Annotated in this window: 27 protein-coding genes; 5 read left to right on the forward strand and 22 right to left on the reverse strand. The window is 32.7% G+C overall.

What is annotated here, in order from left to right; all coding sequences use genetic code 11:
- Nucleotide 1: 1 nt before the first annotated feature.
- From A2530_RS04730 to flgH, 15 genes are all read right to left on the reverse strand, one after another.
- Nucleotides 2-949 carry a glycosyltransferase family 4 protein gene (locus A2530_RS04730; protein WP_294886106.1) on the reverse strand — a complete coding sequence of 316 codons (948 nt, stop codon included), beginning with the start codon at nt 947-949 and terminating at the stop codon, nt 2-4.
- Nucleotides 950-1798: an NAD-dependent epimerase/dehydratase family protein gene (locus tag A2530_RS04735; protein WP_294886107.1), complete on the reverse strand. Its 849-nt coding sequence runs from the start codon at nt 1796-1798 to the stop codon at nt 950-952. It lies immediately after the preceding gene.
- Complete coding sequence (locus A2530_RS04740; RefSeq protein WP_294886109.1) at nt 1795-2544, reverse strand: glycosyltransferase family 2 protein; 750 nt, start codon at nt 2542-2544, stop codon at nt 1795-1797. Before A2530_RS04740 ends, A2530_RS04735 begins: the two co-directional genes overlap by 4 nt.
- Nucleotides 2545-2547: 3 nt before the next feature.
- Entirely contained in the window at nt 2548-3636 is a 1089-nt protein-coding gene (locus tag A2530_RS04745; protein ID WP_294886110.1) for a glycosyltransferase family 1 protein, read from the reverse strand.
- Nucleotides 3637-3684: 48 nt separating this feature from the next.
- A complete protein-coding gene (locus A2530_RS04750) occupies nt 3685-4452 on the reverse strand; it encodes a glycosyltransferase family 2 protein (protein ID WP_294886112.1) in 768 nt (255 codons plus the stop codon).
- Nucleotides 4449-5552: a glycosyltransferase family 1 protein gene (locus A2530_RS04755; protein ID WP_294886114.1), complete on the reverse strand. Its 1104-nt coding sequence runs from the start codon at nt 5550-5552 to the stop codon at nt 4449-4451. The genes A2530_RS04750 and A2530_RS04755 overlap by 4 nt, the downstream gene beginning before the upstream one ends.
- A gap of 10 nt (nt 5553-5562) precedes the next feature.
- Nucleotides 5563-6330: a class I SAM-dependent methyltransferase gene (locus A2530_RS04760; protein ID WP_294886116.1), complete on the reverse strand. Its 768-nt coding sequence runs from the start codon at nt 6328-6330 to the stop codon at nt 5563-5565.
- A gap of 69 nt (nt 6331-6399) precedes the next feature.
- Complete coding sequence (locus tag A2530_RS04765; RefSeq protein ID WP_294886117.1) at nt 6400-7566, reverse strand: glycosyltransferase; 1167 nt, start codon at nt 7564-7566, stop codon at nt 6400-6402.
- On the reverse strand, nt 7550-8866 hold the full coding sequence (locus A2530_RS04770) for a flippase (protein ID WP_294886119.1): 1317 nt from the start codon (nt 8864-8866) through the stop codon (nt 7550-7552). Before A2530_RS04770 ends, A2530_RS04765 begins: the two co-directional genes overlap by 17 nt.
- Nucleotides 8863-9954 carry a GDP-L-fucose synthase gene (locus A2530_RS04775; RefSeq protein WP_294886120.1) on the reverse strand — a complete coding sequence of 364 codons (1092 nt, stop codon included), beginning with the start codon at nt 9952-9954 and terminating at the stop codon, nt 8863-8865. Before A2530_RS04775 ends, A2530_RS04770 begins: the two co-directional genes overlap by 4 nt.
- A complete protein-coding gene (locus A2530_RS04780; RefSeq protein WP_294886122.1) occupies nt 9941-11023 on the reverse strand; it encodes an NAD-dependent epimerase in 1083 nt (360 codons plus the stop codon). The genes A2530_RS04775 and A2530_RS04780 overlap by 14 nt, the downstream gene beginning before the upstream one ends.
- 9 nt (nt 11024-11032) lie before the next feature.
- Complete coding sequence (locus A2530_RS04785) at nt 11033-12208, reverse strand: nucleotide sugar dehydrogenase (RefSeq protein WP_294886124.1); 1176 nt, start codon at nt 12206-12208, stop codon at nt 11033-11035.
- 60 nt (nt 12209-12268) lie between these two features.
- On the reverse strand, nt 12269-13492 hold the full coding sequence (locus A2530_RS04790; RefSeq protein WP_294886126.1) for a phosphodiesterase: 1224 nt from the start codon (nt 13490-13492) through the stop codon (nt 12269-12271).
- A 10-nt stretch (nt 13493-13502) separates the two neighbouring features.
- The gene (locus A2530_RS04795) at nt 13503-15005 is read right to left on the reverse strand and encodes a hypothetical protein (protein WP_294886128.1); all 1503 of its coding nucleotides are present in this window, start codon (nt 15003-15005) and stop codon (nt 13503-13505) included.
- A complete protein-coding gene (gene flgH / locus A2530_RS04800; RefSeq protein WP_294886156.1) occupies nt 14941-15660 on the reverse strand; it encodes a flagellar basal body L-ring protein FlgH in 720 nt (239 codons plus the stop codon). Before flgH ends, A2530_RS04795 begins: the two co-directional genes overlap by 65 nt.
- Nucleotides 15661-15738: 78 nt before the next feature.
- Here flgH and A2530_RS04805 point away from each other — a divergent pair, with 78 nt between their 5' ends.
- A complete protein-coding gene (locus A2530_RS04805) occupies nt 15739-16191 on the forward strand; it encodes a GatB/YqeY domain-containing protein (RefSeq protein ID WP_294886130.1) in 453 nt (150 codons plus the stop codon).
- Between the two features lie 8 nt (nt 16192-16199).
- Here A2530_RS04805 and A2530_RS04810 read toward each other — a convergent pair whose 3' ends face one another.
- Genes A2530_RS04810 through A2530_RS04830 form a run of 5 tightly spaced genes read right to left on the reverse strand, consistent with a single transcriptional unit; the run spans nt 16200 to nt 20391 of the window.
- Entirely contained in the window at nt 16200-17204 is a 1005-nt protein-coding gene (locus A2530_RS04810) for a hypothetical protein (RefSeq protein ID WP_294886131.1), read from the reverse strand.
- A gap of 44 nt (nt 17205-17248) precedes the next feature.
- On the reverse strand, nt 17249-18034 hold the full coding sequence (gene trpC / locus A2530_RS04815; protein WP_294886133.1) for an indole-3-glycerol phosphate synthase TrpC: 786 nt from the start codon (nt 18032-18034) through the stop codon (nt 17249-17251).
- Entirely contained in the window at nt 18031-19335 is a 1305-nt protein-coding gene (locus A2530_RS04820) for a hypothetical protein (protein WP_294886135.1), read from the reverse strand. The genes trpC and A2530_RS04820 overlap by 4 nt, the downstream gene beginning before the upstream one ends.
- Nucleotides 19328-19708 (reverse strand): YkgJ family cysteine cluster protein, encoded by a 381-nt coding sequence (locus tag A2530_RS04825; RefSeq protein WP_294886136.1) that lies wholly within the window; start codon nt 19706-19708, stop codon nt 19328-19330. Before A2530_RS04825 ends, A2530_RS04820 begins: the two co-directional genes overlap by 8 nt.
- On the reverse strand, nt 19696-20391 hold the full coding sequence (locus A2530_RS04830; protein ID WP_294886138.1) for a methyltransferase: 696 nt from the start codon (nt 20389-20391) through the stop codon (nt 19696-19698). The genes A2530_RS04825 and A2530_RS04830 overlap by 13 nt, the downstream gene beginning before the upstream one ends.
- A gap of 64 nt (nt 20392-20455) precedes the next feature.
- Here A2530_RS04830 and kdsB point away from each other — a divergent pair, with 64 nt between their 5' ends.
- Nucleotides 20456-21172: a 3-deoxy-manno-octulosonate cytidylyltransferase gene (gene kdsB / locus A2530_RS04835; RefSeq protein ID WP_294886140.1), complete on the forward strand. Its 717-nt coding sequence runs from the start codon at nt 20456-20458 to the stop codon at nt 21170-21172.
- A 45-nt stretch (nt 21173-21217) separates the two neighbouring features.
- On the opposite strand, the gene rpsO is transcribed toward kdsB, so the two are convergent.
- Nucleotides 21218-21493, reverse strand: a complete 276-nt coding sequence (gene rpsO, locus A2530_RS04840) for a 30S ribosomal protein S15 (RefSeq protein WP_294886142.1) — start codon at nt 21491-21493, stop codon at nt 21218-21220.
- Nucleotides 21494-21628: 135 nt separating this feature from the next.
- Between rpsO and A2530_RS04845 the strand changes: the two genes are divergently transcribed.
- The 3 genes from A2530_RS04845 to A2530_RS04855 are packed head-to-tail and all read left to right on the forward strand — an operon-like array spanning nt 21629 to nt 25303.
- Nucleotides 21629-22030 (forward strand): Rrf2 family transcriptional regulator, encoded by a 402-nt coding sequence (locus A2530_RS04845; RefSeq protein ID WP_294886143.1) that lies wholly within the window; start codon nt 21629-21631, stop codon nt 22028-22030.
- Nucleotides 22031-22034: 4 nt separating this feature from the next.
- On the forward strand, nt 22035-24215 hold the full coding sequence (gene flhA, locus A2530_RS04850) for a flagellar biosynthesis protein FlhA (protein ID WP_294886144.1): 2181 nt from the start codon (nt 22035-22037) through the stop codon (nt 24213-24215).
- A gap of 8 nt (nt 24216-24223) precedes the next feature.
- Nucleotides 24224-25303: a phosphoesterase gene (locus A2530_RS04855; protein WP_294886146.1), complete on the forward strand. Its 1080-nt coding sequence runs from the start codon at nt 24224-24226 to the stop codon at nt 25301-25303.
- Nucleotides 25304-25425: 122 nt separating this feature from the next.
- On the opposite strand, the gene A2530_RS04860 is transcribed toward A2530_RS04855, so the two are convergent.
- A partial coding sequence (locus A2530_RS04860) for a calcium-binding protein (protein ID WP_294891474.1) occupies nt 25426-26438 on the reverse strand: 1013 nt, incomplete at its 5' end.

Here is a 26438-nt window from a genome sequence, read left to right on the forward strand (position 1 = left end):
TCTACCTATCTACATATTTCACGATACTATAAAGTAAAACAAGTGAAATTGTAAATGCTGCAAATAGATTTGACATAAAATACACAAGCAAAAAAAGCAACATGTTAATTACCATAGAAGCTATAACTACCCTCTCATGCGACCAGCCGTCTTGAGTGAGTCGTTGATAGACATGTTGTTTATGCGCTTGAGCCAAATTTTCACCATTTTTTACTCTTTTTAAAAGAGTAAAAGTAGCATCAAACCAAAACACTCCAAAAAGAGTTATCCATATCCAAAGGTTTGTATTCAACTCGTTTGCATAATATATGCTAAAAATTGCAACCGTATAGCCTAAAAGCGTACTTCCTACGTCTCCCATAAATATCTTTGCCCTTTGCCAATTCCATAGCAAAAAGCCAAAAACAGCTGCACCTAAAACCAAAAAATGACTTGAGCCAAATAGTATAAACCCTGCTAATGCCAAAAAAACAGCCTCACTAGCCGCATATCCGTCAATCCCGTCTAAAAAATTATATAGATTTATAAACCAGACTATAAGCAAATAAGCAAACAGATTTGTAACTATCTGATTTTCAATAAGAATGAAACCTAAGTTTAAACTCTCCAATCCTCCTAAAATAAAAAGAGCCGTTACTGCGACCGTGCTTTGAACTAAAATCCTAAATCTTGCACTTAGTTCATATAAATCATCCAAAAACCCTAAAACAGCTATAACAACGCCTAGCATAAGAGCATAAAAAAGATTTGCTTCTATTTCGTCATAAAAATAGAGATAACAAAGTCCTACAAACCAAGAGATTGCTATTGCTATACCGCCGCCGTGGGGAGTTGCTAAAGTATGCGAACTTCTCTCGTTTACATCTGCTACAAACGACTTTTTAAGAGCATAGTTTTTTATTAAATATGTAAGCAAAAAAGAGAGTGCAAACAGAGTTAAGTATATCAACTATTTTTCTCCCTCTATCATAAATTTTATCGCATCATCCGTAGTGTATGGATTTTTGATATTTAGTTTTTGCATTGTAGCGCTATTATCGACTTTTAGAGTTCCATAAAGTCTTTTATATAAATTTGGTTTTAAAATTTTTAGCACCGTTTCAAAAAACGGTACTTTAAAGAGATAGACTTTTTTTCCAAAAGCATTAGCGATTAGCTCTATTAGCCTGCTTGTACTAAGAGGATAATCATCGCTTGTCAAAAAAATTCCGCTTTTCTTTTGTTCTATAACGGCATTTATTACATGGCAAAGATTTCCTATATAAACCATACTTCTTGCGTTTTGCATACCGCCAAAAGGCAAAACAGGTATTTTATTCACTAGATTTATAAGTTTTTTCATATTTGCTTTTGCGCCGTATCCGTAAACCAGCGGCATTCTTACTATGCTTATTTTAAAATCATTACATGTAAGTTTTTGCAGTTCAAATTCTGCCTTTAATTTGCTTTTGCCGTATTTGTCTTTTGGATTACATGTAATACTCTCATCAAAAACGCCATCTTCGCCACACGCTTTGATTGAGCTTAGAAAAACAAAATGCCCAACTTTGCTCTCTTTAGCTTTTTTTGCCAAATCAAACGTTTGTGCAACATTTACTCTCTCATACTCCTCTTCATTAACTTCGTCTGTTTGATGAACAAAAGCAGACATGTGAAGAACAACATCAAAGCCTTCAAGGTTTAGCAGATTAAAATCATCTCTTAAAAATGAGAACTTCTCTATATCGTATTTGTCTGCATATTTACCTGCAAAATAACTTCCTATAAAGCCGCTTGAGCCTGTTAAGAGCATCTTCATCTTTTTAACAGACCCAATATCTTTGCAGGATATTTTGAGAGTATTTTCAACAAATTTGTTTTTATATTATTATCACGGCAAACCTGCAATATCTCTTTGTTTAACACTATCTTGCTCTTAAACCCGTTTGTGCTTACGCCGCCCGTTCGCATCTTTATAAGCACCTCTTTTATGTAAGAGTAACTTATTTTATGCGTATATAAAAATCTAACCAATATATCAAAATCAGATGCAATTTTGAGATCTGTTCTAAAGAGTCCGTACTTCTCGTAAACCTCTCTTTTTACAAAAAAAGTAGGATGGGCAGGCATCCAGCCGTAAGCAAATTTTTGAGGATTAAAATGTCCGCTGTCATAATAACGCACTGTTTTGTCTAAATTATCAGGCTTGACATATACCAAATCTGCAAAAACACTATCTACATGTAGTGATTCAAACTCTTTAACGACTTTCTCTATCACAAACTCATCTATATAAAAATCATCACTGTTTAGTATCCCTACTATATCGCCTGAAGCAAGTGCCAAACCTTTGTTCATGGCATCATATAAGCCACGGTCGCTCTCGCTTATAAACTTGCTTATCTTGTCTTTGTAGCTTTGCACAATCTCAACCGTACCGTCACTGCTGGCACCGTCAATAATGATATACTCTATATCTTTATATGTTTGATTTAAAACGGACTCTATCGCATCTTTTATACACTCTTTGTTATTGCGTACTACCGTTATTATTGAGACTTTCAATGTCTATTCTCCAAACTTTTTTCTCCAAATCTCTTCGTAAAACTCATAAGTTTGACTAAAGCAGTTATCCCAGTTAAACTTTTCTGCTTGTTTAAAACCTTTACTTATCAACTCATCTCTAAAGGTAGAATTTTTGAGTTTTTCTATCTCTTTTATAAAAGATTCTGTCTTTATATCATCTACCAAAAGTCCGCTATTTCCTGCTACTTCAGGGATAGAAGAGATATTTGTACCAACAACGGGACAACCGCTTTTCATCGCTTCAACAACAGGTATTCCAAACCCTTCATAACTAGACGGGTACAGAAGACAAAATGCATTGTTATAGAGTATATTTAACTTCTTTGCATCTATTTTATCAAAATAATGTACTCTCTCTTTGATAGACTCCATTATCTCATTTTCTTGCTTATTAAACTTTTGAGCACCCGCAACAACAAAACTGTACTCCTTTAGCTCTTTTAAAACTTCAACTGCGATATTGAAATTTTTATAACTGCTTCTTCTGTCACCTATATATAAAATATAGTTTTTATCTTTTAAAATTTCAAATTCAGCGTTTAAATACTCCTCTTTGTTTTGGAGTTTTTTAAATTCGCAACCTACCCCGTTGTAAATAACTTTTATTTTCGACTTTTGGATTTGCGGATAAAATTTCATCAAATCTTTTTTTGTATTTTCGGACATACATATAATCGCGTCACTCTTTTTTATAGCAAAAGCTTTTTGCTTTACATGTACATATTTAGCCAAACCTTTTCTAAAATATTCATAAGTGAAATCATAAACAGTAGTAATATTTACAATATCTTTTTGCAAAGATACCCTGTAATAGCTGCTATGAAAGAGTGATTTTGAAGGTATCTTTTTTAAAAACGGCAAATATCTTAAAATTTTAAAACTCAATTTGCTCTCAAGCGTTGTTTCTATATCTAGCTCACTTATAGCTATATTTTCATTTTTTGATTGATAAAAAACTATCTTGCTCTTTTTTAATTGCAACTTCTTTATAAGTTCTGCCCAATAGATAGAAATTCCCCCGATTTTTTGCAGAGAAAAAATTATATTATCGTAAACTATTAAAAATTTCATCTCTGACCTTTTGCAAAAATATTTATAAATTTAAGCAGATAAAAAAAATTATTTTCTCTTAGAGTAGAAGCCAATAACTTTTTTTATCTTTTCCTTGCACATCTCTTTTAAAATCAGCCAAATATAAAAAAGATTTGTTTTTGTATCTTTTTCAATTATGTTCCAACGCCCCACAATACTATCAAATCTCTTAATATCGGAGACTCCACCCGATGAGATTGAGGAAACTATAATATCTACATGTTGGAACAAAACTTTATTTTTGTATGCTTTATAAAAAAACTCAAAATCGGCAATTATACGCTCTGAGGTATTGTACTTATTTATTTTATGAAGCTTTGATGATATAAAAGCGCTTTGATGGCTAAAGCACGAACCTTGCCAAATATTTTGCATCTCTTTCGCAATTTCAATCCTCTTTTTATGAGGATATCTCACCTCATGGTTGCCATAAACTATATCTATGTTTTTGAAATTATTAGATAAGAAGACATCCTCTATAACGGTTTTGTTAAAAAAAATATCTCCGCCGTTCATAAAGTTTATCCACTCTCCATGTGAGAGCTCTATACCTTTGTTCATGGCATCATAAATTCCGCCGTCTTTTTCGCTTACCCAGTAAGTGATTTTATCCTCATACTTTTTAATAATATCCAAAGTACCGTCACTAGAACCGCCGTCAATAATAATGTACTCTATATTGTCGTATGTTTGATTTATCACGCTTTTTATAGTCTCTTCAAGATATTTTTCACAGTTAAAAACCACTGTTATAATTGAAATAAGAGGTCTATTATTTAAGCTTATTGTTTTCATTTCAAAATACTTTCATAAATCTTTTTTGTTTCCTCTGCTGTTTTTTTCCATGAGAAAGCTTCTAATCTTTTCGTGCCTTTAGATACAAGTTCTTGTCTGAGTTTTTCATCATTTAATACAATCTCAACTGTTTGTTTAATTGATTCTCTACTATAAGGGTCAAAATAAGCTGCTCCATCAAAAGCAATCTCAGGTAATGAACTTGTATTACTACATACCAATGGACAACCACATGCAAATGATTCAAGTATCGGCATACCAAATCCCTCATATAAAGATGGAAAAACAAATAACATGGCATTTTTATAAAAATATGCCAACATGTCATCATCTAAGTCATATTGAATAACTTGTTCTGAAATATTCAACTCTCTAAAAAGTTGAGCTTCGTCAGTTTTAAATTTTCCCCCACCTATACATGTAACAAACAATTCCTTATCTTCTTGCAACAGCTCCGTAATACTTTGGATAAATCTATTAAAATTCTTATATCCACCTCTTGAGCCGACAAAAAGAATATATTTTTTTGGAATACTAATATTAATTTCAATATCACTTTTATAAAACATAGAATTTCCAAGATAGACCACTTCTATTTTAGATTCATCCGTTGCAAATAATTCAATTAAATCTGCTTTAGTACTTTTTGATATTGCTATGATTTTTGTTGCTTTTTCAACCAATAATCTTTTATTGTGCGATGTATTATCTTTTGAAGGAAACATCTCTTGAAATTTTTCATGAATCATGTCATATACCGTTAAAACAAAAGGTTTTTCATCCAAATACTTTAAAAAATAGGGATTATAATATGTAGGATGAAATAAATCAAAGCTTTTACTTTTTAATCGGTTTATTGAATTAATATTGTTAAAAAACGACATAAATCTCTTTTTAGCGTAAAAATCTTTATCCTGTAAAAAATTCAAATATTGCACAAATTTTTTATCTGATATATAATAATTATCCGATATCAATAAAGAAGTATCTATTTCTATATCTTGTGCAGAATCAAACTCTTTAATCAATTCATAAAAATATCTGGAAATACCACCATATCTCTGAGTAGAAAAAATTTGATAATCATAGAGGATTTTCATTTTGATTTACTCATTTTGATTTACTCATTTTTAGATAATCGTCCCATGTTTTACTTTTCAATTGTTTTTGTAGTAATAGATGAAATCCAAACTTACTAAACTTTAAAATAATTTTTAAATAAGATGGTATTCGATTCTTACTAATGAGATGAAATACGCCAAAATTATAATAATTTAATCCATATTTATTTGCTATAAAGTGTAAGGTTTGCTCACTGTAAAATGAAATATGCTGACCATGTTCCAGCCCATAATACCACCAATCTTGAGCTTCTGGTATCTTGTTTGGCAAAAGCTCTGTAGAAAAAATTATATTTTCTGAAATCTTTAGTAAGTATTCTATCTCTTGTATAGGGTTTACAAAATGCTCAAAACTTTCAAAGGTTGTTATGGCATCTATTATTTGATTTTCTGTATATTTAAAACCCTTTGCAAACAAATTGAGTGTATATCTATCATCCCAATAAAAATCAAATCCTATATCTCTCATAAGCCTTACAAAAATACCATAACCACCTGCATAATCTAAATATTTTGCATTTTTGCCAAAATAAATAGCTAAAAATATAGTTAATTTTTTTGATAAATTGATATTTCTTTGTAAATAGCCTGTATCTGATATATTTATAGAATCACTATATGCTTCCTCTAGCCAATATGGCTCTTGTGTTTGTAAAAAGCCACAATTTGAACAGTGATAATATTTAATTCTATATTTATTTAATACCTCTGCATCAAATATAGACTGATTTTTTTGATTGCATATCTTACAATTCATTTTATCACTCTTTTAATTTTATTTAAAACTCTTATAAAAGAGAGTTTATTAATAAATATATTTTGTGCTTTAAACATCCATACACTCTGCTATAGATTCTTTTAACATATTATAATAATTTTTCTGTGAGTGATTATTTAAAACATACTCTAAATTTTTACTCTGCAGATATAAAATCTCTTCATCACTTAAAGCTACAGCCTCTTTTATCGCTTTGTCAACTCCTGAATAATCAAAACTATCTATCCATACTTCATAGCCGCTAGAGATTGCTGTTTCTCTTGTTATGATAGGAATAAGTCCACCGTTTCCAATAGCCGTAATTACGGAAGCCGCACCGCCTTCTGAACATGAAGGAAAGATTACAAAAGAGCAACTTTTTAAAATATCTTCAAAGAGTTTGTCTTTGATATCGACAAAACCGTGAGTTATAATATTTTTACTATTATGTAGCTCATTTTTATATGCATTTACAAATTCAGGCTCATTTTCTAAAGCGGCGCATATATGAAGTGTCAAATCACTGTTTTTTGAAAAATACTCCAAAAGCAAATCAAGCCCTTTATGCACAAGCCCGGAACTTCCAAACCAGAGAAAATTTCTGCTTGCATCTTTGCCTCTTTGCATAACTATTTTTTCTCCCTCTTTGGTTTTATAAAAAGGTACTGCTACCGAATAGACTTTGCCATCATAATACTTTTTGTAGCTATTAGCACAGACATCGTTACCAAGAGCAATAATAGCATCAACCAAAACAGTTTGGTGCGACCAAGTTTTTTCTACAAATCTTGCAGATTTTGCAAGCCAGATACCTTTTTTTTCATACACATCTTTTACCCTTTTAAGAGTTGCCTGATTTTGATGGCAGACGTGCATTCCCGTAGCATAATGTATTGTTTTTGCTTTATACATGTAGGGATATTCAAAATATTTTCTAAAGATATCTCCAAAACCGAGTATCAAATCATACTTTGACAAATCTACACTTTTACTATTGTCATAATGGATTATATCAACGTTGTAATTGAGTTCAAAAAGTATTTTCACCAAAGATTGCGCTTCAAAAAAATTTGTATGTGACATTGAATTTTTTATAAATGGAATTGTCATATGTGATACTAACGCATTTTTGGAAAAATCTGTTTTGCAGTAATTGGTAATTGTTTGATTCTCTATAAAATTTATTATACTTTTTTTCACAAACTTAGGCAAAAATCTTTTAATATTTTTTTTCATCTCTTCTCCATAAAATTTCAAGCAGTAGTGAAGATAAAAAGAGTTTAAGTATCCGTCTATCATACATGTAAAAAATAAAATACGTCAGCATCAATCCTATAAGAAGTGCATAAACTGCGCCTTTTACTCCATATATTTGAATTAGAAAGTAGTTTAAAATTATGTTAAATATAGCAGTAAGAAGATGAAAATATAGAGTTCTTTTTGTTTTATTTTCAACAACCATCCACTGATTCCATAAAGAATTATAAAAAATAAAAATATTTACCAACGCTAAAAGAGGGAGTATCTCAACCGAGTCTGCATACTTATCTGCGTAAGTAACAGCTATGATACTCTCGCTAAACAAAACATAAATGACAAATATAGAGATAGCTGCCCAAACTAAAAGTGTTGAGAGTGACAAAACTCTTTTATAAAATAGATTTTTATCTTTATATACCGACACGATTGCAGGAAATAAAGAGCCTAAAATTAAGCCAGGTAAAAAGTACCATAAGGTTACTAGTTTATAAGCGGCACTGTATATTCCCGCATAGTATTCACTTAGCATCTCTTTTATCATTATGTTGTCAATATTTGAAAAGAGTACAAACGACATACCGCCTATCATCAAAGGCCAGCTCTCTCTAAGCAAAAACACGGCTCTCTTTTTTTCAAACTTCCAGTTTACAATTTTTAAGTTTTTGTGTTTTATATAAAAGTATATAAACCCACATGCCAAAACAATACTATCAAACAGCACAACCCATGCAAAAGCTTCAAGAGGCGCTTTGGTTAGTATAAGTATTATTTTCAAAATTGTTGAGATAAACAGAGCAATAAAATTTGCAAAAACGATGTATCTGCTCAAAACTTTTGACTGAAAATAAAAATCAATGACATTAAAACTTTGAAAAATTGTCGCCGATGCAATAATGAAAATAAGCCTGTTTGTATAAGAGTCGCTTGATATAAAACTTAGAGCAAATGCCAATAAAACAAGTACAAAAACTGCACCTATAAGCTTTAGCCAAAATGCCGTACCGATTAACTCATCACGCGACTTCTCATCTTTTACAAGTTCTCGCACTACAATACTATCAAGCCCAAAAGTAGCTACTGCGGCAAATAGTCCCACAAAACTTTGAGCATAACTAAAGAGTCCAAACTGCGAGGGACCTAAATATTTAGCAACCCAAATACCTACAAAAAGTCCAACTACCATGCGAAGGATTTTTTCACCCATAAGCCATGAACTGTTTTTAAAATATTTCATAAAACCTTGATGATTTTGCAGGTGCTTTAGTTTAGTAATCATTTACTCTTTAGATACCAGCCGTAAACTTTTTTTATACCCTCTTCAAGCTCAACTTTGTGTTTCCATCCAAGGTTGTGAAGTTTGCCAGGGTCTGTTAATTTTAGCATCGTACCGTCTGGTTTGAGAGTATTAAAATAAAATTCGCCCTCAAAACCTATAATGCTTTTTATAAGATATGCCAACTCTTTTATGGATATATCTTCACCGCTTCCTATGTTTATATGAGTGTTCTTTATCTCTTTGCTATTTAAATCACATGTATCTTTTGCATCTATATTCTCCATTAAAAACACACATGCATCCGCCATATCTTCCGAATACAAAAACTCTCTGCGAGGTTTTCCGCTTCCCCAAATCTCGATGCTCACACCCTCTTTATCACTCTGTTTTATACCGTACTTGTGCAAAACTGCTTCTATCTCTTGCATAGAAGCGCTTCCTGAAATATTTTCTATCGGATTTTTATTCAAATCTTCTCTCAGAGCGGCTTCATTTTTCTCTTGTAAACATTTTCCCAAATGTATTTTTCTAATCATTGCCGGAAGTACATGTGATTTTTCAAGGTCATAATTATCATTTGCCCCGTAAAGGTTTGTAGGCATTACGCTTATAAAATTTGTACCGTACTGAATATTATAGCTCTCACACATTTTAATACCTGCTATCTTTGCTATGGCATAAGGTTCGTTTGTATATTCCAGTTCCGATGTCAGCAAGCTCTCTTCGCGCATAGGTTGCGGAGCATTTTTTGGATATATACATGTACTTCCCAAAAAAAGCAGTTTTTTTACCCCGTGCATATAACACTGATGTATCACATTGTTTTGAACTTCTAAATTTTCATAAATAAAATCAGCGCGATATGTGTTGTTTGCTATTATACCGCCTACTTTTGCGGCAGCTAAGATAACGTACTCAGGCTTCTCTTTTTCAAAGAACTCTTTAACTGCTTGCTGATTTATCAAATCAAGTTCAGAGTGAGTTCTGTAAATAAGGTTTGTATAACCTTTTTGAAGCAAATTTTTCACTATGGCACTTCCGACAAGTCCAAGATGTCCTGCTACATAAATTTTGCTATTTATTTGCATAAAATTCTCTATACCATTTTACAAATTTCTCTACTCCGACATCAAGCGAAGTATCAGGTTTATAACCAAAATCATCTATTAGTCCTCTAACATCTGCATAAGTTGACGCGACATCGCCTGCTTGCATATCCATAAAGTTTTTCTTTGCTTCTAACCCAAGAGAGTTTTCAAGCGTTTTTATAAAATCAAGAAGCTGCACGGGAGAGTTATTTCCGATATTGTAAATTTTATAAGCACACGATGAAATAGAAGGATTTGGAGTGTTTGCATCAAACGCATCTGATGGCTTTGCAGGATTATCTATAACTTTTATCACGCCATCGACTATATCGCCGATATAGGTAAAATCCCTGCTCATATCTCCATGGTTAAACACCTTTATAGATCTGTCATGAAGTATCGCATCCGCAAAAAGCATAGGTGCCATGTCAGGTCTGCCCCACTCGCCGTAAACGGTAAAAAATCTAAGTCCCGTAGTTGAAATACCGTACAAGTGAGAGTAAGTATGCGCCATCATCTCGTTTGACTTTTTTGTAGCGGCATACAAACTTATCGGGTGGTCTGTATGGTCGCTCGTTTTAAAAGGCTGAGATTTATTTAACCCATATACGCTAGAACTGCTGGCATAAGCTAAGTTTTTTACGCCGTTATGTCTGCAAGCTTCTAAAATATTCATAAATCCAACAACATTGCTCTGAATATATGCATGGGGATTTTCTATTGAATATCTAACACCTGCTTGAGCCGCAAGGTTACAAACAGCGTCAAACTTCTCCTCTTCAAAAAGTCTGTAGATATTTTGCGTATCTGCCAAATCTAGTTTTATGAATTTATATTTTGGATATCTTGATGATAAGATTGCCGCACTTTGTTCGCAATGACCTAGCGTGTCGTTTTGCTCACAATAACGAGCATCAATGCCTAGTTCATCAAGTCTTGCATACTTTAAGTTTACATCATAGTAGTCGTTTATATTGTCAAGTCCGACCACTTCATCGCCGCGCTCAAGCAGTTTTTTTGCCAGATGAAACCCTATAAATCCGGCGCTTCCCGTTACCAATATTTTCACTTCTATCCTTTAGCTGTCACTGTTAAATATATCTCTTGTATAGACTTTATCTTTTACATCCATAATAGACTCGCTAAGTCTGTTTGCCACAATTACATCGCTTATCTTTTTAAACTCTTGTAAATCTTTAATAACTCTTGATTTAAAGAACTCATCTTCTTGTATAACAGGCTCATAAACAACTACCTCTATACCCTTTGCTTTGATTCGTTTCATAATACCTTGAATGGCAGAGCTTCTAAAATTATCGCTTCCGCTTTTCATAACAAGTCTGTAAACACCTACTATCTTAGGATTTTTATTTATAATACTATCAGCTATAAAATCTTTTCTAGTACTGTTTGCTTTTACTATCGCTTCTATCATATTAGAGGGCACGTCTTTATAGTTAGCTAAAAGTTGTTTCGTATCTTTTGGCAAACAATATCCGCCGTATCCAAAAGATGGATTGTTATAATGAGTGCCTATTCTAGGATCAAGCCCGATACCTTCTATAATCTGTTTTGTATCAAGACCGTGAGTTTGAGCATAAGAGTCAAGTTCGTTAAAGTAAGCTACCCTCATTGCAAGATATGTGTTTGCAAAAAGCTTTATGGCTTCAGCTTCCGTTGAGTCGGTAAAAAGAATATCAATATCTTTTTTTATAGCACCCTCGGCAAGTAGATTTGCAAAAATTTCTGCTCTTTTGCTCTTTTCACCGACTATTATACGGCTTGGATAAAGATTATCATGTAAAGCTTTGCCCTCTCGCAAAAACTCGGGAGAGAAGATGATATTATCTGTTTCAAATCTCTCTTTTAAAGAGTTTACATAACCTACAGGGATAGTTGATTTAATAATCATCACGGCATCTGGATTTATACTTAAAACATCTGATATTACAAACTCAATTGATTTTGTGTTAAAGTAGTTTGTTTGGGGATCATAATCGGTAGGAGTTGCTATGATTACATAATCAGCGCCCTTATAAGCCTCATTTTTATCAAGCGTTGCATGAAAATTTAAGTCGTCTCTTTGCAGATACTCCTCTATCTCTTTGTCTTCTATGGGAGATTTTTTTTCATTTATCATCTGAACTTTTTGCGCAACTATATCGAGTGCTACGACTTCATTATGCTGTGATAATAAAATTCCATTGCTTAAACCCACATACCCTGTTCCGGCTATGGCTATCTTATACTTCATTTATCAATTGCCTTATATTAGCTATAATGAAATTTTATCTCATTAAAACTTTGAATGCAGTTATACCTCTACTAGCTCCTCATTTGGCTCACCAAAATAGTATCCTTGAGAATAATCTATGTTCAGCTCTTCAACCCTAGCCTGAACTTCAGCATTGTGAACATACTCTGCTATAACTTTTATATTGCTTGTTCTACAAAGCAAAACTATAGCTTCAACAATAACCATACTCTTTTTATCGCTTAATATATTTTTTATAAATCGCCCGTCTATTTTTAGGTAATCAGGTGAAAACTCTAAAAGCCTAGAGAAGTTTGAACTTCTACTTCCAAAATCATCAATTGATATCTTAAAACCGTGATTTCTGAGTGAGTCTAATTGAGAAAGAATCGCAGGAGTATCAAGAGTATCAATATCTTCCAATATTTCTAGTGCGACTCTTGATGGGTTAATATTATATTTTTTTGCATTTTTTAAAAGATACTCTTCTAAATAGTTTAAATACAAATCTGTATTAGTTATATTAATTGAAAATTCATATTCCGTAGCACTAAACCTTTTAAAGCTCTGTTCAATAACACTTTTTGTAACCAAAGAGAGTGTCCCGGTGAGCCTTGACGCTTCCATAAATCTAATTGGCGGAATAAGAATTCCCTCATCATTTATTCTAACAAGACACTCATATTTTTCTATTTTTTTTGTTTTATTATTTATTATGGGCTGATAATAAGTAACTAATTGCTCTTTTTCAAACGCTTCTCTTATTTTACGCACCCAATGCGTATTCTCTTTTTGTTTTTTTATAAAAATTGAATTTGGATCGTAAATTCTTGAGTGTCCTCTTCTGTGTTCTCTTAATTCTTTAATAGCTGTCTTTGCATGATTTAACAACTCATTACCATGTCCTATGGAAATACCGATACTTATACTTACTTTTATGTATATATTATTTGAAATATGTATCTCCGTATGGTCAAAAAAAGAGACCATAGAACTTGCCGCTTCGGAAAGACTATTGTGGCTCAATACACTTAATGAAACTAGTACAAATTCATCTGAATTTATCCTAAAAAGTTCACAGTTAAACGGTTTTGCTACTTCTAATAATCTTGCAATTTCCACCAAAGCAATATCGCCCATTTCAAATCCATAGGCTCCGTTAATATTGCTAAAATTATCTATGTCAATTAAAAAAAGATTTGCATGTTGGACATTTTGCAAATACTCCATAAGAGCAAATCTGTTTGAGATACCGGTTAAAGAGTCATTATATTTATTTTCCATTGTATGTATTCTAGTCTTTTTTTATAAAAATATAACTTTGCGGTTTTATAGATTTGTATTTTGGCATACTCATACCGATATTTGCATCTATATAGGTAGGGTCAGCAATAACGTATTTTTTGTTTCCTGCCATAACATTATCTCCTTCAATAGGTATATAAATTGCCGTTGACATGTGGTCTTTATACTTTACGCCGATGACGCTTATATTAAACAGTTCTTTAACCAAATATGAAAATAAAATTGCTCTATCCTCACAATCAGACTTATTAAAGTAGAGAGTCTCTTGTGCAAACATAACTTTTTCTCTGCCGAATTGCTGATCGTCTTGTTCGTATTTAAAAGCATTTTGAACAAAATTTAGTACAAAGTTGAGAGCTTCACTCGCATTTTTTCCATCTATATACTTTTTAAGAGATGCTGCTAAATCACGATAAGTTTTACTCTCTATCGGCGCATTGAAAAAAGTTTCATAATCCGCTTGAGGATAAGAAGACATAAAGTCAATAAGATTTTTATTGTACGTTATAGGCAGTGCATAACTTTTCCCAAATTGAGAAAAACTCAAAGTTTTACTCTGTGTATTTTCTTCTAAAAGTGGGAGCGTATCTAAAGACAAATCAAGTGCCTTTGTAGAATTAGGATAATCTTGTTTATAAGAAAAGACTCTTCCTAGATTCTCTTTGGCGTAATTTGCAACTACGTAATATTTTTTATCTCCAAAACTGCAATTAAGTGTAGAGTATATAATTTTTTCGCTGTAGTGCATCAAAACTACATGTGTATTTGCCAAACCTATTTTTACGGCATACCCCAATTTACTAAAGATAAACCAGCTTAAAAGTTTTGCATTGTCTTGAGATGTAAAGAGGCTTTGTGAAATTTTTGAAACTAAAAGATAAATGCCCCAATCATTTAAATTCATCATTTTTGAAACTTTTTGTATATCTAATATAAGCGCTTCATATTCACTAGAAGCTGCCGTATTAAAAAAATTTGATATTCCAACCTGATTTTGAGGATAATAGTTTGCTTTTTTTATGCCCTCTGGAATATCAAATCCTAATTTAGTTCCATAAAAATCAAATATTATATCTTTTGGTTTTGTTTCTAAAGATATTATTATTGTTTGTCTGCCTTTTGATGTTGCATTATCTTCCGGCAGTTTTTCTTCAACTTTTTTTATCCCCTCAATTTGTATGTTGATTTTAGGACCTGCAGGTTTTATCGCTTGAGGAGTAGTTTGCAAAATCTCTAGTGGTTTTTTATTTTCATAAAGCGGTGCAGATAAAGATGCTTTGTACGCTCCCCATTCCTGTTTTAAATACTCCCTAAAAGCATTATCTCTCTCATCTTTATATTTTTTAAAAGAGTCTGATTGAGATTTTTTAAAATCTTTAAAACTCTCTTCGGCACTAAGCGTTGAAAAACAAATTAACAGCCCTAAACTAAAATGGCCAAGCCGATTTAATAAGTTTTGATCCCCAACCCTCTTGCGTAGCACGTTCAACATCTCCCTCTGTTTTATAAAGAATTTTCGCTTCACTTATCTGCGAAGAGTTGATTCTGTTACTTTGATCTATATCATAAGGGCGGATAACTCCGCCGATTTGTATAATTTGCTTTTGATCATCTACTAAAATTTCTCTTTTACCGGATATAAAATAGTTCCCGTTTTGTAAAACTTTAACTATCCTAGCAGAGACAGTAGTAGTAAATGATGCATCTTTTGTAGCACTGCCCTGACCTTTATATGCATTATCGCTACTTGCACTAAACCCTACATTTGTAATTCCGTTTACTTTTCCAAGAGCTGAATTAACGGCAGAATTTGTCCCAGCCGGTGTGAAAGCACCGCCGCTAAGTCCAATAGCATCACTCTCGCTAAGCTGTTTCGAGCCGGTATTTGAACTTTGTGCATTCTCTGAAATTACAACCGTTACTATATCATTTACATGCATTGCCTTATGATCAGAAAAAAGAGGATTATCCCCCTGTCCGAATATACTTCCTACAGACGTAAAATCCTTATTATCTTCTTTTGACGGCATCCCCTCAACATACGCAGGAGGCTTAAAATCAATCTCCGGATCTACTAATTTTGCAGTACATCCTGATAAAAAGAGTATAACATAAAAAGGTACCAATAATATTAAAAAACGTTTCATCATAATGAACTCTTTGAATTAAATATATTTATTTAGTTATAATACAGCAAATATAGTTCCATAAAAGGCAAATCAATTATGAGTATAAGAGAACAAATTAATCAAGACGTAAAAGATGCTATGAAAACAAAAGATAATAAAAAAAGGGATGCGCTTAGGCTTTTAACAAGTGCTTTTAAACAGATAGAAGTTGACGAGAGAAAAGAGCTAAACGATGAAGATGTTATAAAAATCATACAATCTCAAGTAAAAAGAAGAGACGACTCTGCAGCACAGTATAAGGCTGCCGGACGTGATGATTTAATGCAAATTGAACTTGATGAGATAGCTATATATTTACAATACTTACCCGCTCAATTAAATGACGATGAGTTAGAATCTGCACTTAGAGATATTATCACAAATATCGGAGCGACAACCGTAAAAGATATCGGAAGAGTTATGGGGAGTGCTTCAAAAGAGTTATCAGGCAAAGCTGATGGCAAAAGAATAAACGAGTGTGCGAAGAAACTCCTATCACCCAAAGATTAATTTACATACTACTCTAAATCAGCCACTCTCTTTACAATCGTGTCGTATAGAGGGTGAGTATTATCAATGCTTTTTAAAATATCTTTATATATATTTACTGCCTGAGCATTCTTCTTTATATCAAAAAGACGGGCATAAGCATAAATATTGTAAACATCGGTAGGATTTTTTTCGTATGCCTTTTTATAAAGTTCCTCTGCCATTTGCATATCTTTATTTTTTTCAAAATAGTATCCGCTAAGCATTGTTAACTTACCGTTACCGTCTGATTCAATGTATTCTTTCATATCATTATAATAGTTTTTTTGATTACTCTCTACAGCTCCGTATGCATACGAATAAATTAGTTTATCCTTATGTCTTTGACCTTTTATAACCTCTTTTGCTTTTGAGAGTGTTCCTTGTTTACCATAAAGATAGCAAAGATTATTTCTAGCTTCTTCATTTGCAAAACCTTTAGAGAGAGCCTGCTCATAATATCTAAGCGCTTCGCCTTCATCCCCTTTCAAATAGGCACTTTTAGCTTTTTGTAAAATATCAGATTTATTTAATTTGTCAGATTTGTTTAATTGAGGTTTATTGTTTTGAATATTTTTTCTAGGAATCTCTTTTTTGGGTATCTCTTTTTTATTTTTTTCTTCAAGTTCTTTATTTACATGTGTTAGCATAGGTTTTACCGTAATGACTTCACTCTTTTTATCGCCTATTAACTCTTTGTTCATTTGCAATTTAGTAGTTTTTACGGCAAAAGCACCTTTAAATCCCGCTTTTTGTATTTTACTTGCCTGTAGTTTTATTGCACTATATGACGGGCTTTGAAAATATCTGGCTTTATAATAACCATCTACTTTATAAAGGTGTGTCTCACTTTTAAACTCCGGTGGAACTCTCTCAAGCAATCTTTTTGCAGTTTCTATGTTGTTATCTGAAAAGAGCTGAACAGTATAAACATTCGCATCCTCTTTAGCAAAAAGAACCAAACTAAAGCAAAACACAATTAAAAATTTTATCATTTAACCACCTTTATAGAAGAGATTACCATTTTAACCAAATACTTTTAACCAAACTTTAATTTTCTTAAGGCCTCTTCTTCATTTTTTTCACGCATTAAAGATTCTCCGACTAAAAATGCATCTACTCCAGCTTTGCTTAAATCTTCAAGCTGACCGTGCTCGTATATACCGCTCTCAGCAACAATAATTTTTCCGTTTGGTATCATAGGTATCAGTTCATATGACAAATTCATATTCATCTCAAAAGTTTGCAAATTTCTATGATTTATTCCTATAATATCACTGCCTGCATATATAGCTTTTACCAAATCGCTTTTATCATGTACTTCGACCAACGCTTCCATTCCTAAATGTCTTGTGTAATTAAGAAGTTCTTTTAACTCAGACTTGCTAAGTGCCGCCGCAATCAGTAAAATAAAATCAGCACCGTGAACCATAGCTTCTAAAATTTGATATTTTGATACTATAAAATCTTTTCTAAGCAGAGGAATACTAACATATCGTCTAATCTGACCTAAATAATCCAAATTTCCCTGAAAAAAATGAGGTTCAGTAAGCACTGAAATCGCACTTGCGCCTCCTCTTTCATAGCTTTGTGCTATAGCAATCGGATCAAAATCTTCGCGAATTACACCTTTTGAAGGAGAAGCTTTTTTTACCTCTGAAATTATTCTATATGGGTCTTCTTTTGTTGCTTTTAAATACGGAATAACATCTCTTGGTGCTCTTGCATTAAAAGCCAATGAACGACCAAGCCAATCAAGCGAAAACTCTTTTTCTCTTTTTTGTAAATCTTCTTTTGTTTTTTTAATTATTTCATCCAAAATCATTTTGTATCTTTACCTCTTCCTTTTTTAATACACTCTTCTATAGCTTTTAGGTGTTTTACGACCTCTTCATCACTACTGCCATGCATTTTATCTATTTTTTTCATTATATTTTCGGCTGTTATACATTTTCCAAGTTTATAGTATCCCCATGCAAGAGAGTCAAGATAATAAGCAGAGTTAGGCTCTATTTTCAGCGCCTCTTTAACATACTCAATTCCTTCTTTGACATCAATATCATGATCTATTAAAAGATATCCTAAATAGTTCAAATACATGCCGTCTTTTCTTATTATTTGAGTAACTTCTTTCAACTTTGATATTACACTTTCTTGCATTGCCTTATCATTTTTATTTTTACTACTCTCATACTCAAAAATAGCACTTTGTCCAAGATATGAAGCGTCACCGCTATCTTCGTAAAGCATTTTTGCAGTTTGTGATGCTTTTGTATAATTTTTATATTGAATATATAATTGCAGTAGCAAATCATTATCAATTTGACTCTCTTGCAAAAATTCTATCATTTCCGGATAATCTTTTTTATATCCGTATATCTGAATAATTTTTATAGCGATATCTTTACTGGAATTTATTTTATACAATCTTAGATAAGTTGATAAAAGTCCCTCTATATTATTATCATTGCTATAAAATCCTATTAATTTACTGCAAATAAACTCAGAACAGCCATTTATTCTTGAGTGAGTTTCTAGTTGTGCTATTGCATCTTTTTGTCTTTGAAGATTTACATATAAAATAATTGCTATTTTTTCCAATATTTTTTCATTGTAATCTTTAATATAAGCACTCTCTAAATACTTAATCGCCGTATCATATTTTTTAAGTTTTACATATATGTCACTAACTAGCAGATAATCCTCTACATTGCTTGAAATTTCAACCAGCTTTATTGCAAGCTCTTTCGCTTGAACAAGTCTGTCAAGTTTTATTAATGCTATGATTTTAATTCTAGTAAGCTCAAAATCTTCTATTTTATTATTAGCAATATCATCTACTCTTTTAACTGCTCTCTCATTTTCATTTGCAACTAAATCATTTCTTAAGGAACGATACAAATACTCTTTTTTATCAGTCTCTTTGTAGAGAATATTAAATAAATTAGACGAATTATTATAATCCATTTGCTCTTCTAAATAGAGTGCGTTAAGTATATATATATCCTCATTTTCAAAAAGTTTTTTATTTGCTTTAACCTCTTCTATAGCAGGTTTAACTCCTAAGCAACCGCTAAAAATAGTAAAAGATACAATAACTAAAAAAAACTTTATTAAATTATGCATCAATCACTCCCGGACACTCCTGTTTTAACTCATCAACCCTGTTTTTAAAATAGTCCCAAAAAGGAAATGTTATGCACTGCATAGGTCTCGCTTCATAAATTGCACATCCGTTTAATTCTCTGTTGTAAAAAGCACACTCGTAACTACTACCTATTTTTCTCTCTTTTATCGAATATTTATATCCGTTTTTAAAAAGATATTTTTGTATAAAATCTTGAGTATCCAAGCCTATAAAAGTAGATATATTTTCTATCTCATCAGTATTTACATGTATATATCCACTCTCTCCCGTACAGCATCTGGCACTACATGCCGAACATGCAGAAGCATCAAAATAGTAGTTATATCCATCTTTTTTAATTATATTTGACATTTTATACTTTGTGTCCGTGCTTTCTCATATATATTTTTTGCTTTTTGTGAAAATTCATCCGATTCAAAACTTATAAACGGTTCCCAAATTTTCATAAGTGATTTTGAGCCGTTTCTTGCATGTATCATCACGAGTGATGCACCTCTATCTATTTTTGGATGAATAAACTGAACATCAACAGCCTTCATATTTACTTTCTCAAGTTCTAAGCATATAAGCCCAAACTGAGATGCATCATAACAAAATATGAAATGCGATTTAGGCTTTAAAACTCTTGATACCTTTTTAAAAAACTTATCCAACGGCAAGTTGACATTATAGCGCGCATTATATAACATCTCATTTTGGCTTTTTGTCACACCGTCATGATAAAAAGGCGGATTTGAAATAATATAGTCATATTTCACATCTTCTTCAAACTCTAAAAAATCTTTTTTATGTATTTTATAGCCAATATCGTTAACTCTTGCATTTATTGTTGCATACTCTACAAAAATATCCTGCTTTTCAACAGCTTCTAGTTCAACTTTTTTGTTGTCTCTTGCAACTAAAAGTCCTACTACACCACACCCTGCTCCAACATCTAAAACCCTTCCCTTCGGTTTAAATGAATTTATAAAATCATACAAAAAAACCGAATCGCTATTATAGCAATAGCCGGTGTCCGGCTGATAAAGAAGCATAAAAAAGACCTTTTAGAGTATAATTACGGAATTATATCTCAAAGCTATTAAATAAAGGTGTTATATGATTATTATTCCGGCGAGGCTTGCATCGACAAGATTTCCGCAAAAAGTACTGGCAGATATCGGCGGATTACCGATGGTTGTCAGAACCGCAAAAAGAGTTGCTCATTTAGGCAGAGTAGTAGTAGCAGCAGACGATGAGCTTATAATCTCTACATGTAAAGAGTACGGTATAGAAGCTATGATGACTTCTACTACTCATAAAAGCGGGACAGACCGCATAAATGAATGTGCAAATATATTAAATATAGATGATAATGAGATAGTTATAAATGTACAAGCAGATGAACCTTTTATAGAGGCAGAAGTTGTTGAAATGCTTATAAAAAGGCTAGAGTCTTTAAAAAAAAGCGGTGAAGAGTTTATAATGGCTAGCTGCTACAACTCAATAAACAGCGAGTCTGCACAGGATGCAAACTTAGTAAAAGTGGTACTTGACGATGCAGATAACGCTATCTACTTTTCACGCTCACCGATACCGTATAACAGAAGTGGGGAAGCTCAATACTTTGGACATATAGGAATCTACGGATTTAGCAAAAGAACTCTTCACGAGTTTTGCAATCTAAAAGATGCACCTATAGAAGATATAGAAAAATTAGAACAGTTGCGTGCTATTTATCATCAAAAAAAGATAAGTATGGTTAAAGTTGCTAGTACTGGATTTGGAATAGATACACAAGAAGATTTAAAAAGAGCTATTAAGATTTTTTTATAAAATCAAAAAGAGTAAAGCAGTGCAAGTAAATGCACTGCAAATAATTTATATATTATCTCTAATACCTAAATCAGATATAAGCTTAAGATAAGCATCTTTATCTTTTCTTTTAAAATATTTCATAAGACGACGACGTTGTCCAACTAATTTTAAAAGACCTAGTCTTGATGCATGATCTTTTTTGAACACTTTTAAATGTTCAGTTAAATCACTAATTCTCTGTGTTAAAAGAGCGATTTGAACTTCACTTGAACCAGTGTCATTCTCACCACGTCCGAATTTTGTAACAATTTCTTGTTTTTTAGCCGAATCTAAAGCCATAATAGCCTCCAAAAGGTATTTTAATCTAACAGTCACACAAATCAGTGTATAAAGTTGAAGTGAAATGATATCTAATTTACTCTTTAATTTCAACTTCTTTTGATATAATTTACAAAAATAAAATAAAGTAATAACATGTTAATAACTCGTGCTAGTGAGTATGCGATACTCTCCCTTATAGTTTTATCAAGAGCTTCTTCGCCCATGGACAGCGAAACGCTTTCAACTCAACTCTCAATTCCTAAAAGTTTTTTAGCAAAAATTTTGCAATCATTGGCAAAACAAGGTATTTTAAAATCTTTTAAAGGCGTAAACGGTGGTTTTGCACTTTTACTAGAACCAAAAGATATAAACATGTTACAAATAATGTCATCCGTCGAGGGAAAAGCACCTACTGTTTTTGATTGTGCTCCTTCAATTGATAGTTGCCCAATGGACAAAGCATCTCTGTGTTCAATATGGCCTTTTTTAAATAAACTACAAGGCAAAATAGACTCCTTCTTAGCAGAGTTAACTTTAGCAGACGTATTAGAGTAAAAACTTGGCAAAAAAACTAACATCTAGACAGCAAGTCGGTACAGCTTTAAACTTTTTGCTATCTCAAAAAGATTTAAGTGTAGTTGTCTTTGTAATGGCAATTTTAGCCATAATTATAGTTCCACTGCCATCCGCTTTACTTGATGTTTTGCTTACGATTTCTATGGCTTTGGCAGTACTAATTTTACTTATTTCGCTATATGTGCCTAAACCAACCGATTTAACGACTTTTCCTACTCTTATTCTTATACTTACGCTTTTTAGACTCTCATTAAACATTTCTACAACAAGAATGATTCTTAGTAGCGGACATGAAGGACCTGATGCAGTTAGTAGTATTATTAGTAGTTTTGGGGATTTTGTTGTAGGCGGAAACTATGTTATAGGTATTATTGTATTTTCTATTTTAGTTCTTATTAACTTTATGGTTATTACAAAAGGTTCAACAAGGGTTGCAGAAGTTGCTGCTCGTTTTACGCTTGACTCAATGCCTGGAAAACAGATGGCTGTTGATGCAGATCTTAATGCAGGATTAATAGATGATGCACAAGCAAAAAAAAGAAGAGCAGAAATCCTTCAGGACGCAAATTTCTACGGAGCTATGGATGGATCTAGTAAGTTTGTAAAGGGCGATGCCGTTGCCGGTATAATAATTACGCTTATCAATATTATAGGCGGATTTTTAATAGGTGTTTTTCAACATAAAATGAGTATTAGCGACAGTGCTACTACATTTACGCTCTTAACTATCGGTGATGGGCTTGTAGGTCAAATTCCTGCTCTTATAATCTCTACTGCTACCGGTATTATGATTACCCGCTCTTCAGGAGAAGGCGATAACTTTGCTGAAGGTGCAATTAACCAGATTATGGGTAATGCAAAAATTATGATGATTGTAGGCTTTATCATGATTTTATTTGCTTTAGTTCCTGGTCTTCCAACCGCATCAATGGGATTTGTAGGAATTATGTTTGCACTTCTTGGTTGGTCTATTTATAAATATGAAAAAGGTGAATTAACTATACTAAATGTTGATGGTTTTTTATCTGCAAAAGATAAAGAACTTAAAACAAAGGAAAAGAGTACCGTAAGACCTGTAAAATCTAACGAAGAGATTGCAAAAGAGGAAGAAAGTGCGCTTGAAGATATACTAAAAGTTGAGATGCTTGAACTTACGCTTGGTTATCAATTAATACGTCTTGCAGATAGCTCTCAAGGCGGTGATTTACTAGAGAGAATCCGCTCAATGAGAAGAAAAATAGCATCAGACTTTGGTTTTTTAATGCCTCAAGTTCGTATAAGAGACAATTTGCATCTTCAACCGCAACAATACCAAATACTTCTAAAGGGTATCTCAATAGGTGAAGGCAAAATAATGCCCGATAAATTTTTAGCAATGGACAGCGGTATGGCAACAGGTGAGATAAATGGTGAACCTACCAAAGAGCCTGCATTTGGACTTGATGCACTTTGGATATCTCCTGACTTAAAAGAAGAAGCAATTATAAATGGTTACACGGTCGTTGATCCTGCTACGGTAATCTCTACACACATGAGTGAACTTGTAAAACAAAATGCGGAAGACCTTCTAACTCGTCAAGAAGTTCAAACATTAGTAAATAAAATTAAAAATGATTTCCCTATTATTATAGATGATGTACAAAAAGTTGCATCAATCGGGCTTATACAAAGAGTTCTTAAAGCTCTTTTACATGAAAAAATCCCACTTAAAGATATGTTGACAATCTTAGAAACTATCGCAGACATTGCTGAATATACTAAAAATGTTGATATTATCACAGAACAAGTTCGTGCCAAATTATCTCGTATTATTACGCAAATGTACTCGGGAGAAGACGGAATTATTAGACTACTTACATTTGATACATCGTCTGAACAGTTAATGCTGGAAAAATCTCAAGAACGTGACGGAACAAGAAATCTTCTTTTAAATGTAAATGAAATAAATACTCTTATTCAAGCAACAAGTGCTAAAGCGGCAGAACTATTGCAAAAAGGAATATCTCCTGTTGTTATTATCGTAGATCCGGGACTTCGTCGCGCTGTTGCTGAAATTTTTGAGCGATTTTCTCTCGATGTTGTAACGCTATCACATGCAGAGATAGACTCTAGTGCTACTTTTGAAGTAATGGGTTCCATCTCAATAAAAGAACCAAAAAAATAAGGAAAAAAATGAACAATAAAATAGTTCACCATCTATCACATACTGACCTTGACGGTTACAGTTGTCAGTTAATAATGAAATATACGCCATATACACTCTTTAACTATAATGCAAATTATGGTGCCGAAGTAAAACAAAAATTAGAAATGATATTAGAAAACATTATAAAAGATGATATAAGCGCTACTATTTTAATAACTGACTTAAATCTTACTGCCGATGAGTCTAAATGGCTAAACAGTGAAGTTGAAAAATTAATTGAAAAGAAAAAAGAGATAACACTTACTCTTTTAGATCATCACGGTACAGGGGAAGAAAGTGCAAAAAAATACAATTGGTATATGCTAGATACAAACAGATGTGCTACTAAAATTACTTACGATTTTGCAAAAGAGCATTATGCACTAAATGAACCGCTTTGGATGGAAAAATTTGTAAATATCGTAAATGCAGTCGATTTGTGGAAAATTGAAGAACATGATAATTTTGAGTATGGAAAAGTTTGTATGCGTCTTATTACAGAGACACGAGAATTAAATAAAATCATGTTTGCGGATGAAGATAATGAATATAAAATATCTCTTTTACTTAAATCTACAAAATACATTGACAATGAAAATGCGCCTATTATTTTAGATGAAAAAATTCACATGTTAAAAAAAGATTTTTTTAAAAAAGACAAAGATGATACTCTTGATAATTTGGCGACAGAATACATTGTCAAGTTATTAGGTAATGCTAAAGATGAAAAAACAATTTATTATAAAGGATATAGAGGTTTTTTAAGTTATGGGCTTGGAAATACGTCAATAATAGGAAATGGTTTTTTATTAGCATATCCGGAATATGATTTTATAGTAGATGTAAGCTATCGTGGAACAATGAGCTTAAGAGCAAATAATAATGTAAGTGTTTCACAAATATCTAAAGAATGGGCAAACGGTGGAGGACACCCTAACGCTGCAGGCGGTCGCATTGCTGGATTTAAAGAACAATTTAGATACGATATGGTTAAAAAGCAAATAGAAAAGATTATAAGTGAAAAAGAAGCTGTAGCAGGAGAGCTTGAGTATAAAAAAGAGTCTTAAGATTACAATTCATAATATATGTTGCTAATAGAATAATATTAAAAAAAGGTAAAACACACACAAAGTACATGTTTTACCTTATATTATTCACTATTATCTCCCAAAAGGAAGATAATTACTTACTATTCATCAAACTGAACATTAATATCTGTATCAATTTCTAATGATGCACCACTATCATCAGTAGCATCATAAACATCGTATGACTGATCATCATCAACTTCATGTCCACCCAAAGACCATTCACTACTGTTAAGTTGAACTGTATCTCCAGCATTACCTTCTATAATAAGGTCATTATCACCATCTGTGATATCAATTACATCTTCTAACGACAATGTAATAGTTTGATCACCGTCTCCACTTAAGTCAATTTCTTCAATATTAGATATTTCATCTAGTTTGCTAAAATCAATATCCTCATCAACGTTTAGAGTGTCAAAACCTTCGCCACCGTCTATAGTATCACCTTTATCAAATTCTATAGTATCATCACCTTCACCACCATCAATTATATCTTTTCCGTCTCCACCGTCAATTGTGTCGTTACCTTCACCGCCGTCAATTGTGTCGTTGCCTTTTCCACCATCAATTGTGTCATCATCTTCGCCACCATTTATTGTATCTACTCCGACGCCACCGTCAATAGTGTCATTACCTGCACCACCATCTATGGTATCGTTGCCTTTTCCGCCATCTATAGCATCATCACCATCACCACCATAAACTTTATCATTTCCGTTGTCGGCATTTATAGTGTCATTACCATCTGTTCCATTAATATTATCATTTTTACTTGTGCCAAAAATGCTCTCACCCTCAACAACGGCAGCTGCAGCCGCATTTTCTGCATTATTATTGTCTAAAGAATTACCTGGTGCATCCTGATCCCCATTTCCAAAGCCATTATTACCTTTAACTTTGTCATCTGAATCACTGTCTGAGTCGCTATCACTGTCGCTATCAGAGTCTGAATCACTGTCGCTATCAGAGTCTGAATCACTGTCACTGTCTGAGTCTGAGTCTGAGTCTGAGTCTGAGTCTGAGTCTGAGTCTGAGTCTGAGTCTGAGTCTGAGTCTGAGTCACTGTCGCTATCTGAATCTGAATCACTGTCTGAGTCACTGTCGCTATCGC

This window comes from Sulfurimonas sp. RIFOXYD2_FULL_34_21 (assembly GCF_001830805.1).
GTDB lineage: Bacteria > Campylobacterota > Campylobacteria > Campylobacterales > Sulfurimonadaceae > Sulfurimonas.

What these genes read in the sequence shown, in the direction of transcription:
- A2530_RS04735 (WP_294886107.1), bottom strand. Translation starts at nt 1,798, where the DNA reads ATGAAGATGCTCTTAACAGGCTCAAGCGGCTTTATAGGAAGTTATTTT.
- A2530_RS04745 (WP_294886110.1), bottom strand. Translation starts at nt 3,636, where the DNA reads ATGAAATTTTTAATAGTTTACGATAATATAATTTTTTCTCTGCAAAAA.
- A2530_RS04750 (WP_294886112.1), bottom strand. Translation starts at nt 4,452, where the DNA reads ATGAAAACAATAAGCTTAAATAATAGACCTCTTATTTCAATTATAACA.
- A2530_RS04755 (WP_294886114.1), bottom strand. Translation starts at nt 5,552, where the DNA reads ATGAAAATCCTCTATGATTATCAAATTTTTTCTACTCAGAGATATGGT.
- A2530_RS04760 (WP_294886116.1), bottom strand. Translation starts at nt 6,330, where the DNA reads ATGAATTGTAAGATATGCAATCAAAAAAATCAGTCTATATTTGATGCA.
- A2530_RS04765 (WP_294886117.1), bottom strand. Translation starts at nt 7,566, where the DNA reads ATGAAAAAAAATATTAAAAGATTTTTGCCTAAGTTTGTGAAAAAAAGT.
- A2530_RS04770 (WP_294886119.1), bottom strand. Translation starts at nt 8,866, where the DNA reads ATGATTACTAAACTAAAGCACCTGCAAAATCATCAAGGTTTTATGAAA.
- A2530_RS04775 (WP_294886120.1), bottom strand. Translation starts at nt 9,954, where the DNA reads ATGCAAATAAATAGCAAAATTTATGTAGCAGGACATCTTGGACTTGTC.
- A2530_RS04785 (WP_294886124.1), bottom strand. Translation starts at nt 12,208, where the DNA reads ATGAAGTATAAGATAGCCATAGCCGGAACAGGGTATGTGGGTTTAAGC.
- A2530_RS04790 (WP_294886126.1), bottom strand. Translation starts at nt 13,492, where the DNA reads ATGGAAAATAAATATAATGACTCTTTAACCGGTATCTCAAACAGATTT.
- A2530_RS04795 (WP_294886128.1), bottom strand. Translation starts at nt 15,005, where the DNA reads ATGTTGAACGTGCTACGCAAGAGGGTTGGGGATCAAAACTTATTAAAT.
- flgH (WP_294886156.1), bottom strand. Translation starts at nt 15,660, where the DNA reads ATGAAACGTTTTTTAATATTATTGGTACCTTTTTATGTTATACTCTTT.
- A2530_RS04805 (WP_294886130.1), top strand. Translation starts at nt 15,739, where the DNA reads ATGAGTATAAGAGAACAAATTAATCAAGACGTAAAAGATGCTATGAAA.
- A2530_RS04810 (WP_294886131.1), bottom strand. Translation starts at nt 17,204, where the DNA reads ATGATAAAATTTTTAATTGTGTTTTGCTTTAGTTTGGTTCTTTTTGCT.
- trpC (WP_294886133.1), bottom strand. Translation starts at nt 18,034, where the DNA reads ATGATTTTGGATGAAATAATTAAAAAAACAAAAGAAGATTTACAAAAA.
- A2530_RS04820 (WP_294886135.1), bottom strand. Translation starts at nt 19,335, where the DNA reads ATGCATAATTTAATAAAGTTTTTTTTAGTTATTGTATCTTTTACTATT.
- A2530_RS04825 (WP_294886136.1), bottom strand. Translation starts at nt 19,708, where the DNA reads ATGTCAAATATAATTAAAAAAGATGGATATAACTACTATTTTGATGCT.
- A2530_RS04830 (WP_294886138.1), bottom strand. Translation starts at nt 20,391, where the DNA reads ATGCTTCTTTATCAGCCGGACACCGGCTATTGCTATAATAGCGATTCG.
- kdsB (WP_294886140.1), top strand. Translation starts at nt 20,456, where the DNA reads ATGATTATTATTCCGGCGAGGCTTGCATCGACAAGATTTCCGCAAAAA.
- rpsO (WP_294886142.1), bottom strand. Translation starts at nt 21,493, where the DNA reads ATGGCTTTAGATTCGGCTAAAAAACAAGAAATTGTTACAAAATTCGGA.
- A2530_RS04845 (WP_294886143.1), top strand. Translation starts at nt 21,629, where the DNA reads ATGTTAATAACTCGTGCTAGTGAGTATGCGATACTCTCCCTTATAGTT.
- A2530_RS04855 (WP_294886146.1), top strand. Translation starts at nt 24,224, where the DNA reads ATGAACAATAAAATAGTTCACCATCTATCACATACTGACCTTGACGGT.